Below are 10,229 nucleotides of genomic sequence, written 5' to 3'. Positions count from 1 at the left end.
TTTTCTCCACTCCCTGTCAAGTACCTATCCTATCGTTTTTTACACTTTTTTTTACCACCACAGTACACTTTACACACGAACCCGCGCACAAAAAACAGCCCCCGCACATTCGTAAACTCTCTCCGCATAAAAAAAAGACTGCCCTTTATGAAGTGTTTAATAACTTCAAGGACAGTCTTTTAAAATCGTAAATTTAAATCCGCAAAGGGCTGCTCTTATTTTTTTGCGGGAACAGGCACGCCCATAATTTCGCCGATAGCCTGCGCAACGGGTGCGCGGCCGACAAGGCAGCCGTTTACGGGTGCTTTTCCCGATGCAACGCCGGCCGCAAAGCCGTCACAGCCCGGATAGCCGCATGCGCCGCAATTTACACCGGGCAGCACCGCCCGGATTTTTCCGACGCGCTCATCGACCGGAATATAAAATATCTTTTTGAAAATACCGAGCAGCACGCCGATGACAAACGCGAGCACAAACGAAACGATAACGGCCGTAAGTATAGCAATCATAGTCCACCCCTTGCTTTTCAGATCAAGCCTTTAAAGCCTAAAAACGACAGCGAAAGCAAACCCGCAGTGATAAACAGAATCGGCTTTCCTTTAACAAAAAGCGGAACGGGAGCGCTTTTAATCCGTTCGCGCACGCCGGACATAATCACGAGCGCAATTAAAAAACCGATCGCCGCGCCGAGCGAGTACACGATCGACTCGATATAATTATAATTTTTGTTAATACACGTAATCGTAACGGCGAGAACCGCACAGTTTGTCGTGATGAGCGCGAGATACACACCCATCGCGCTGTACAATCCCGGAATCGATTTTTTGAGATAAAATTCGACGAGCTGTACGAGCGCGGCGATGACGAGAATGAACATGAGCGTCTGCAAATACTGCAGTTTCAGCGGCACCATGATTCCGTAATAAAGCGGATAGGTGACGGCCGTCGCAAGCACGATAACGAAAGTCGTCGCAATCCCCATGCCGGTCGCTTTATCCGTTTCCGTCGTCATGCCGATAAACGGACAGATTGCAAGGTATTGAATAAAAACGACGTTGTCGATGAGCATCGATTTAATAAAAATGCTGATTAAGTTATTCATGCCGCGCCTCCTTTTGCTTTCGCTTTTCTGATCTTTGCCGCACGTTCTGCGGCGAGCGTCACTGCGGAAAGCAAACCGAACACGAAAAATCCGCCCGGAGCATCCGACAAAAATTTTACGGTATACGCTTCGGGGATGACAGCTTTGCCGAACAGCGAACCGCTTCCCAAAAGTTCGCGCACGATCGAAATGGCGCAAAGCACCCACGTGTAACCGAAGCCCATGCCGAATGCATCGACTACGGCATTAAGCGGGCCTTCTTTCGATGCGAACGATTCGACGCGCCCCATGATGATGCAGTTGACGACGATAAGCGGCAAAAACACGCCGAGTGATGCGGACAGCGACGGAATGTACGCTTCAAGCAAAAGCTGTACGATCGTCGTAAACGCAGCGATGACTATGATAAAAATCGGCAAGCGTATATCTTCGGGGATGATATTGCGGAAGATCGCGATTATTAATTCGCTCATAACGAGGACGAACATCATCGAAAAGCCCATGCCGATGCCGTTAAACACGTTTGTCGTAACGGCAAGCGAAGAGCATAAACCGATCGAAATGACGAGCAGCGGATTTTCTTTTACGAGCCCGTTTGTAAAAATCGATAATCTGTTTTGTTTTTTTTGCATTTCGCTTTTACTCCTATTTCGCAGCGAGGCAGGCAAGCGCGCTCTGCGTTCCCTGCGTCAAAAGTTCGGCAACGCCTTTGCTTGTGATCGTCGCACCGGATACCGCTTCGAAGGTTTGACCGGAAACGAAACCGTCGTTCGCATTTTTGCCTTCGAACTGACCGTAAAATGTTTTACCGCTCGAAACGGTATAATTCGGATCGCTCGCTTTTAAACCGAAGCCCGCCGTATCGCTCGATGAAAGAAACTGCATACCCGTAAGTACGCCGTCTTTTTTTATGCCGAAAATGATCGTCGATCGGTCGTAGGTCGGACCCGTCACCTGCGCGACGGCGCCTATGACGTTCCCGCCTTTTTTGGCAAGATACATTTTGTCGATGCTGATCGCCTGAACCGAGCTCGCCTTAAAATCCGTCACCTCTTCAAAGGAGTCGGCATCGGCGAATACCGTTTTCATACCGGAACTCGCTTTATCGGCCTGACGCTGCTCGATGACGGGAGCCGTAATATGATTGACGAGCGCAAGGCAAAAACACGAAACGGATGCAAAGATCGCAAGCGTAAGTCCGAGTTTTAAAATATGTTTCATTTTGCCGCCTCCTTTTTCGCCGCTTTGCCCCAGCCGTATTTTCTTGTCGTCAATTTACTAAGGAATGTCGAAAGCGAATTCATAAATAAAATTGAAAACATAACGCCTTCAGGATAGCCGCCGAATCTTCTTATTAAAAACGTGAGAAGTCCACAGCCCAAGCCGAACACCGCGCGGCCGGCTTTTGAAACCGGCGTCGTCGCATAATCGGTCGCCATAAAGGTTGCACCGAAAAGCAGGCCTCCCGATGTAAGCGCCATGATGACGTCTCCGCCCGAAACAAAGGTCAAAAGAGCAACCGCCCCAACCATCGTAACCGGTGCACGCCAGTCGATCACCTGAGTGAGGGCAAGGAATGCGAATGAAATCAAAATGAGCAATTCATTCGTTTCGCCGATACAGCCGGCCGTATTACCCAAAAAACTTTCGAGATACGTATCCGCGTTTGCGGCGACGGCACCCTCTTTCAGCTTTGACAACACCGTCGCGGCGCTTACCGCATCCGTTCCCGGAGCGAGCCATGACGCGCCGATCGCGGCGGAAAAGCTGACGAATAAAAACGCGCGTCCCGTAAGAGCGGGGTTCCACACATTCGCCCCCAGTCCGCCGAAAAATCCCTTGGCGACGACGACCGCAAAGAGATCTCCGAGCAGCACTTGCCACAGCGGAACCGTCGGCGGCAGTACGAGCGCGAGTAAAAGTCCCGTCACGACGGCCGAACAATCACTCACGGTGATATTCTGTTTTGTCAGTTTTTGAAACGCCGCTTCAAAGACGACGCTTCCCGCAACCGAAACGAGCACGACAAACAGCGCGCGGAAACCGAACAGCATAACGCCGTATATCGTTTCGGGAAGCAGCGCCAAAATAAGCATGCACATAAGAAAACGCGTCGACGTCCCTTCGACAAAATGCGGGGCGGGAGACACGTACATTTCTTTTTTCACCGGTTCGCTCATTATTTTCCTCCAGCTGCTTTACCCGCAGCGTTTTTCTTTGCAGCGCGCGTTTTCACGACGCCTTTACCGAGTTTAAATCGGTGCACCAAACGGACATGCGCAGGGCAAACGTATGCGCAGCTGCCGCATTCGATGCAGTCCGTAAGCCCGAATTTTACGGCGGCATCGTAGTCGTTCGCTTTCAGCGAACGTGCCATCATAACCGGCGACAGCCGCATCGGGCAGGACGGAATACATCTGCCGCAGCCGAGACACGGCTCTTCTTCGCCGATATGGATTTCTTTTTTTGTTAAAAATAAAACGCCGCTCGTGCCTTTTACGACGGGAAACGCGGCATCCGCCGAAGCGATACCCATCATCGGACCGCCGGAAAGTATCTGCGCGATTTCATCGTCGTTTACACGCACGACATCGCCGAGCAAATCTTCGACAAGCGTGCCGACCGGAACTCGTATATTCGCAGGATTTTCGCACGCACCGCCGCTTACGGTAAACGCGCGCTCGATGAGCGGCTTGCCGAGCCGGAACGCATCCGAAATCGCGCAGACCGTACAAACGTTTGAAACGATACAGCCGACGTGTGCCGGAAGCCCTCCCGCGGGTACTTCGCGCTTTAAAATCGCGGCGATAAGATTTTTTTCGCCGCCCTGCGGATACTTCGTTTTAACGATTTTAATTTCGATATCGTTCGTATGATTCGCTTCGGCGATCGCTTCGTTGATGCCGCTTATCAGATCGAGCTTATTGTTTTCAAGCGCGACGATACCGCGGCAGCCGAAAATATGCATTTCGATCGCAAGTCCGTCGATCACCTTTTTGCACGATTCTTTTACGGTATGATAGTCTACGGTAAGATAGGGTTCGCATTCGGATGCGTTTACGATGACGTATTCGATCTTCGTGCCGTCCGGCGGCGAAAGTTTTACATAGGTCGGAAACGACGCGCATCCCATACCGACGATACCGGCAAGTCTGATGCGCTCGAGAACGTCTTTCGCATCGCAGGAAAACGGATCGAGCGGACTCATATACGCCGTCGCATCGCTTCCGTCCGATTCGATTGTAACGCAGGGAACTTGGGCACCGCCTGCGACGGCGTGCGGTGCGATTTGCGCGACTTTTCCCGTGATCGACGCATGTACGGGAACGGACATATATTTGTCGGACGCCGCAATAACCTGACCTTTCACAACACGGTCGCCGACGTTTACGGTACATTCGTTCGGAGAGCCGCCCATCGTGACGGGAATCGTCACTCGCTTAGTAGAAGGAAACGCATCCGTGATGGTTCCGTCGCGAGTGCGCTCCTTTCGGTCGGGTGGATAGACTCCGCCCTTAAATGTAAACATACGCATAAACCGTATTGTATGATATTCTTTCACAACTGTAAACTATGCACTGCAAAAAAAAGTTAGACACAACTTACTTCATTTATACGGAGGGGTTTATGCCGATTATTTTTACGTCTTTACAAAATGCGGCTGCATTTTGAAAAAACACTCTCTGCAAGGCATAAAAAAAGACGGACCCGTCTTCCGACAGGCCCGTCTTTCGGTGCTGCGTTTTATCGCTTATTTTTGCAAAATAAATTCGACGCGGCGATTTTTCCAATTGTGATCTTTATCGCGCCAATCGGCAACGAGTTCCGTACCGCCCTTACCTTGAGTTGCGAGGCGGGATGAGCTTATGCCTTTATCGACGAGATAGGATTTTACGAATTCCGCACGCTTTTGCGACAGCGGAATGAGCGCAGGCCCCCACAGACGCGGGTTATCCTGCGTTTCTTCGGCTTGGTTTTCAGTCGTACGATTTGCGTGTCCGACGACGGTTACTTTATACTCCTTGAACTTATTGAGGATTTCCGCGATACGCTTGAGGATGCGCTCGTTGTTTGCAGCCTGTTCGGCCGTAACGCCGTCGCGTTTTCCCGGAGCGGTTTCGACTTTGAAGTCGGCGTTATCGGGGCGGAAGATGATGGACGGAACGGCCATTTTGAGCACGTTGCCGTCGCGGATGACGAGCACGTCCACGGGGATGATCCCTTTGACCGTCGACATCATGCCGAGATTGTCTTTGACGGTAAATGTCCACGGATAATCGACGGCCGACTGCACGCGCTCGGCCGCACCCGACGCGGTCTTTTGCGTATTGCTTAAACCGTCCCACACGATGCGTTCCGTAATCGCCGACGTTCCGCCCGTCTGCCAAAAGCGGCGTCCGTTCGGATCGTCGATCGTAAACGACCACTCGGTGATTTTTCCCTTTGTCGAACCGTTCAACTTGATAAACAAATCGTCATCGACGCCGTCGTTGTCAGGGCTGAAGTAGGCAGGCGTCGTGCGGACACTGAGTTCGGGAGGAGTAGCCGAGCACACGAACGGAGAAGACGACACGGAGACGTTCCGTCCGTTCCGATACGCGATGCGAAGCTTTCCGGTAAAGGTGCCCTCGCCCGCTTTTCCCGCGGCATCAAAACCGTCCCACGCAATCGATGCGGGAAGGCTTTCCCCGTCTTTCGACGACCGGCTGCGCACCGCCTTTCCGTCTTCTCTGCACACGTCGAAATTCCACGACGAAATCGTATCGCCGACCGACGTGCGAATATCGAAGCGCTGCGAATCGAGCACGCCGTCGCCGTTCGGAGAGATGCCGTCGTACGTCGTCGTCACGTATGCTTTTACATCTCGCGTATCGATCGCGATTCCGTTCAATGCGGTACTGAACGCATTGCCCGCTTCATCCGTCGAAGCGATGACAAGCGTATACGTACCGTCGGAAACCGTGTTGCCCGATTCGTCGGCGCCGTTCCATGAGAATCCCGCTTTGCCGTCCGTCTGTACGGTGCCCGCCCACGTGTATTTCCGAACAAGGGTACCGCGCGCATTGCGCACTTCGGCAGTCCACAGTTTTTCCGTCGTGCAGTCGCGGACGCCGACCGGCAGTGCGCTCTGGGTCGAATCGCCTGACGGTGAAAAGGATGTCCACGGGATTTCCGCCGCAAGGTACGGCGCTTTCGTATCGAGGGCAAAAGCTTGCGTCGAAGCCGATGCCGTCGAAGCGTTTGCGGACGTTATTTCAAGAGAGGCGATATACTGTCCGTCGGAGCAGAGAGCGCCTTTGTCGTCTCTTCCGTCCCATACAAACGATGCGGGAACGCTTTTACTTTCGCTCATCGTTTTCAATGCGGCGCTCGAACCCGCTGCAGCGATTTTAAACACATATTTTACGATACCGCCGCTTCCCGCGTGGGTAACGGGTGTAAACGAAATCGTATCTTTGACTTTATCGCCGTTCGGCGAAAATGCGGTATCCTGCATCGCAAGAAGCAGCGTCGCCTTCGTCGTGTCGAAATTGAATGCGTCCGAACGGACGGCAACGCTGTTGCCCGCCAAATCGGTTGCCGAAAGCTCGTATACGTATGATCCGTCAGGCACAAGTTTTCCGCTGTCGTCGAGACCGTCCCACGAAATCGTTTCGGGGGGGAATTCGCCGAGCGAATATTCTCGCACCGCCTTTTTCGTATCGCCGGAAGCATATATGCGTCCCGTCCACGCAGGAATCGCCGCCAGCGTTTTCGGTACGATCGCTTCGTTTATCGTAATCGTGCTCTTCGAACCCGCACCGAATACTTTATCGGAAACGCGCAGCTGTGCCTGCGGCTGCTTCGTGTCGATGATGCACACCGGCGACACTATCGGAATCGTTTCATAGCCGTTGAGATATTTTGCCGTCACGCGCGCTTGATAGCGTCCGTCGGGGAGCGTTTTGCCGTCTGCGCCCGTACCGTCGAACACGATCGTCTCCGGCGGTAAAGCCGACGTCGACTGATCGAAAGTGCGGCAAACTTTGCCGTTCGCATCGACGACGGTCACCGCCCATTCGGTAAGCTTGTTTCCGGTGCTCGCTTCGGGGACGGGGATCGTTACGTTGAACGTAACCGCTTTTTGTTTACTTTCAGTATTCGGAGAAAAATAGCGGGAACCCGAAATCGCGATATTCGTCGCGGGTTTTTCCGCAGAAAAGATGATATTCGATATGGAAGCGGCAGGGGAAGTATTTCCCGCTCTGTCCGTCGCCGTAACCGTATACGAATAGACACCGTCCGCGACGGGTTTACCCGAATCATCCGTTCCGTTCCAGCTGAACTCGGGCGGCGTCGTGTCTTTCCACGAATAATTTTTTACCGCCGTTCCGTCCGTACCCGCAAAGATGCCTTTCCACTCGTCTTCTTTCGAGCCGGACTGGCGCACGGCAAAGGTCGCCTTTGCCCCTTCACCGAAAATCTTATCGGCCGGCTGAGTAAGTGCGATGAAAGGCGGCGTCGTATCGACGACGACCGTATACTTATCCGTTTTGCCGACGTTGCCGTTATCGTCCGCCGCCGTAAAATAATAATAATAGGTTCCGTCGGGAGCCGTCTCTCCGTTATCCATAACGCCGTTCCACGAAACGACCGAAGGTATGGGGATCGTTTTTTTCGCGGAAAAAAGCTGTTTCCAAAACGATTTGAACGTCAGCTTTTCGATAAATGCGAGTTTGTTTCCGATTGTGCGCACGACGCTGCCGCTCTCGTTTTCGACGACCAAACTCCACGAAACGACGTAGCGTCTGTCGGAAATACGGAGCGGAATGTCGAGCGAATCTTGAACGCCGTCGTTGTTCGGTGAAATATAGTTCGGCTGCCGCTGCGCAAACGCTGAAGCGGCGGAAAACAAAAAAAGTACCGCCGCAATAAGTACAGATATCCGTTTCATTATTTATCCTCCCCTGCCCACAATTCGATTTCCGGCGGATCGGTATCTTTCATGCCGAGATTGAATTTGACATTGCCCGAAACGGCGTGTACCGTTTCGTAAAGCTGCTGCCACCCCGCATTGACCGTCATATCGCTTTCGCCCCAGCCGTTGCGTTTCATATATTCGTTGCGTTTTGTTTTAAACGTAAAGCGATAGCCGATGCTGACTGCCGGCATAAAATTGCCGTACTTATCGTAATCGCCGAGTTTTATCGCTTCGCGGATATTGATCTCTTCCGCTATGCGCAAATAGAGCGCATCGTTTACGGAAAATTGAAAGCCCGTCGCGACGATGAGATTTTGAAATCCCGGCGTTATCAATTCAAACGAAGCGCCGCCCTTTACATAATCGTTTGCGAACAAAAGGGCTGCGATGCCTGCGTGCACCGTACCGAGCATAGGAAATATATCCGCTTCGTTTTTACCGTCGATGCCGATGAGATCCGTCGACGTGTAATTTTTGCCGAGGTTGAGCACCGACACACCGAGCCTGAAATCCTTCATAAAACCGAGATGCGGAATGCGATAGAGCGCACCGATATTCGCGCCGAACGACCAATCGCTGCCGTGTCCCCAATATAAGCCGCCGTACATACCGACACCGACCGACAACCGTTCGCTCACCTCTTTTGCGATGCCGACATTTGTACCGAGCGTATTTCCGATGTCGATTTTATCGATCGGTAAAAATACGCCTTTAACGACGCCGCTCGCAACAAAGTATTTCCACGGAACGAGCAATCCTCCCTGTAACGCGCTGCCGAAAGTTTTCGATCCGCCGTCCGAAGAAAAAAGCGCCGTATATGCAGCGTCGAGCGTGATGCGCTGCTCATACGCGATAAGCGCAGGATTGAAAACGATCGCATCGGGACCCGCGGTAAAGATTCCGCCGCCCGCGCTCGACGACGCATAGGTGAGCTGCGTCGGACTTACAAGTCTGTCGAGACTTTCTCCGCCGATCGGCGGATTATAGGCAAACATCACAGAGGCAAAACACAGAGCCGCTGTCGTCATCACAATTCTTTTCATCGTACACTCCTTGTCCTTGCTGTTGCAATAAACTCCCGTAAAACACTTCCGATACTTTTATTAATAAATTTAACAGCTGATACTTTCAAAATTCGACATTCAACCTATTAAACAAACGAAACGGCGATAGTTTACAGTTATTTTCACAATAAATTCACAAGCGCTTACATCGAAAAATCTTTGCCGAGATAGATTTCGCGGGCAACGGATGAATCGAGGATTTCCTGTTTCGTGCCCTGCATCATAATTTGTCCGGCGTTGATGATGATTGCGCGGTGCGTGATTTCGAGCGTGTCGCGCACGTTGTGATCGGTAATGAGGATGCCGATACCGCGCTCGGAAAGCAGCTTTATCATGCCTTTGATATCTGCAACCGCGATCGGATCGATTCCCGCAAAGGGTTCGTCGAGAAGCAAAAACTTCGGCTCTATTGCGAGCGAACGGGCAATTTCAGTGCGCCGCCGCTCTCCTCCCGAAAGCGTAATCGCCTGCTGGCCTCTGATCCTTCCGATATCGAATTCGCTTATGAGCTGTTCGAGCCGCAATTTTTTTTCGCCGGCCGAAAGGTCGCGCCGCGTTTCGAGGATCGCCCAAATGTTTTCTTCGACCGTCAGCTTTTTAAATACGGACGGTTCCTGCGGCAGATACGAAATGCCGAGCCGCGCGCGAGCGTACATCGGCAGCACCGTAATCCGCTCTCCGTCGAGAAACACATCGCCCGAAGTCGGACGGTAAAATCCGACAATCATATAAAACGTCGTCGTTTTGCCCGAACCGTTCGGTCCGAGAAGCCCGAGCACTTCGCCCGTACGCATCGAAAAATCGATACCTTGCACGACGCGTTTTTTACCGAATGATTTATATAAACTTGAAACCCGCAATACGTGCCGCATTTCGTCAGTCATCCGTCCCCCGTTTGCCGCCGCCTGTCTTCGCACGCGAAAGTGTATCGGGCGGAGCGTTTGCCCCTTCCGCGCCGCTTGCGGCTTTGCCTTGCCCCGCGTCGGGTGATTTACCGAGAGAGGCCGTTCCGTCCGCCGGCACTTCGTTTTTACCGGATCCATCGTTTTTACCGGATCCATCGTTTTTACCGGATCCATCGTTTTTACCGGATCCATCGTTT

The 10,229-nt window shown here is 52.2% G+C and carries 9 protein-coding genes; all 9 read right to left on the bottom strand.

Translation table 11 applies throughout. The features are described from left to right. Window positions 1-215: 215 nt before the first annotated feature. Window positions 216-509, bottom strand: a complete 294-nt coding sequence (locus HMPREF0860_RS02870; RefSeq protein ID WP_021329554.1) for a (Fe-S)-binding protein — start codon at window positions 507-509, stop codon at window positions 216-218. 17 nt (window positions 510-526) lie between these two features. After that, a complete protein-coding gene (locus HMPREF0860_RS02865; protein WP_021329555.1) occupies window positions 527-1,102 on the bottom strand; it encodes an electron transport complex protein RnfA in 576 nt (191 codons plus the stop codon). Beyond that, window positions 1,099-1,734 (bottom strand): electron transport complex subunit RsxE, encoded by a 636-nt coding sequence (rsxE, locus tag HMPREF0860_RS02860; RefSeq protein WP_021329559.1) that lies wholly within the window; start codon window positions 1,732-1,734, stop codon window positions 1,099-1,101. Before rsxE ends, HMPREF0860_RS02865 begins: the two co-directional genes overlap by 4 nt. 13 nt (window positions 1,735-1,747) lie before the next feature. Next, window positions 1,748-2,323, bottom strand: a complete 576-nt coding sequence (locus tag HMPREF0860_RS02855; RefSeq protein ID WP_021329550.1) for an RnfABCDGE type electron transport complex subunit G — start codon at window positions 2,321-2,323, stop codon at window positions 1,748-1,750. Beyond that, window positions 2,320-3,282 carry an RnfABCDGE type electron transport complex subunit D gene (locus HMPREF0860_RS02850; protein ID WP_021329562.1) on the bottom strand — a complete coding sequence of 321 codons (963 nt, stop codon included), beginning with the start codon at window positions 3,280-3,282 and terminating at the stop codon, window positions 2,320-2,322. Before HMPREF0860_RS02850 ends, HMPREF0860_RS02855 begins: the two co-directional genes overlap by 4 nt. After that, complete coding sequence (rsxC, locus tag HMPREF0860_RS02845) at window positions 3,282-4,637, bottom strand: electron transport complex subunit RsxC (protein ID WP_038082152.1); 1,356 nt, start codon at window positions 4,635-4,637, stop codon at window positions 3,282-3,284. The genes HMPREF0860_RS02850 and rsxC overlap by 1 nt, the downstream gene beginning before the upstream one ends. Window positions 4,638-4,853: 216 nt before the next feature. Continuing rightward, on the bottom strand, window positions 4,854-8,036 hold the full coding sequence (locus HMPREF0860_RS02835; protein WP_021329547.1) for a FlgD immunoglobulin-like domain containing protein: 3,183 nt from the start codon (window positions 8,034-8,036) through the stop codon (window positions 4,854-4,856). Further along, window positions 8,036-9,106 (bottom strand): hypothetical protein, encoded by a 1,071-nt coding sequence (locus HMPREF0860_RS02830; RefSeq protein WP_021329563.1) that lies wholly within the window; start codon window positions 9,104-9,106, stop codon window positions 8,036-8,038. The genes HMPREF0860_RS02835 and HMPREF0860_RS02830 overlap by 1 nt, the downstream gene beginning before the upstream one ends. Window positions 9,107-9,270: 164 nt before the next feature. After that, on the bottom strand, window positions 9,271-10,011 hold the full coding sequence (gene lptB / locus HMPREF0860_RS02825; protein WP_021329545.1) for an LPS export ABC transporter ATP-binding protein: 741 nt from the start codon (window positions 10,009-10,011) through the stop codon (window positions 9,271-9,273). Window positions 10,012-10,229 lie beyond the last annotated feature (218 nt).

The sequence above is a fragment of the Treponema socranskii subsp. socranskii VPI DR56BR1116 = ATCC 35536 genome, assembly GCF_000468115.1.
Lineage (GTDB): Bacteria > Spirochaetota > Spirochaetia > Treponematales > Treponemataceae > Treponema_D > Treponema_D socranskii.
The sequence above is the reverse complement of the archived record's forward strand: the minus strand, read 5'-3'. Positions and strand labels throughout refer to the sequence as shown.

Bases quoted from the DNA above. Each gene is read 5' to 3' on its own strand.
- HMPREF0860_RS02870 (WP_021329554.1), bottom strand. From the start codon at position 509: ATGATTGCTATACTTACGGCCGTTATCGTTTCGTTTGTGCTCGCGTTT.
- HMPREF0860_RS02865 (WP_021329555.1), bottom strand. From the start codon at position 1,102: ATGAATAACTTAATCAGCATTTTTATTAAATCGATGCTCATCGACAAC.
- rsxE (WP_021329559.1), bottom strand. From the start codon at position 1,734: ATGCAAAAAAAACAAAACAGATTATCGATTTTTACAAACGGGCTCGTA.
- HMPREF0860_RS02855 (WP_021329550.1), bottom strand. From the start codon at position 2,323: ATGAAACATATTTTAAAACTCGGACTTACGCTTGCGATCTTTGCATCC.
- HMPREF0860_RS02850 (WP_021329562.1), bottom strand. From the start codon at position 3,282: ATGAGCGAACCGGTGAAAAAAGAAATGTACGTGTCTCCCGCCCCGCAT.
- rsxC (WP_038082152.1), bottom strand. From the start codon at position 4,637: ATGCGTATGTTTACATTTAAGGGCGGAGTCTATCCACCCGACCGAAAG.
- HMPREF0860_RS02835 (WP_021329547.1), bottom strand. From the start codon at position 8,036: ATGAAACGGATATCTGTACTTATTGCGGCGGTACTTTTTTTGTTTTCC.
- HMPREF0860_RS02830 (WP_021329563.1), bottom strand. From the start codon at position 9,106: ATGAAAAGAATTGTGATGACGACAGCGGCTCTGTGTTTTGCCTCTGTG.
- lptB (WP_021329545.1), bottom strand. From the start codon at position 10,011: ATGACTGACGAAATGCGGCACGTATTGCGGGTTTCAAGTTTATATAAA.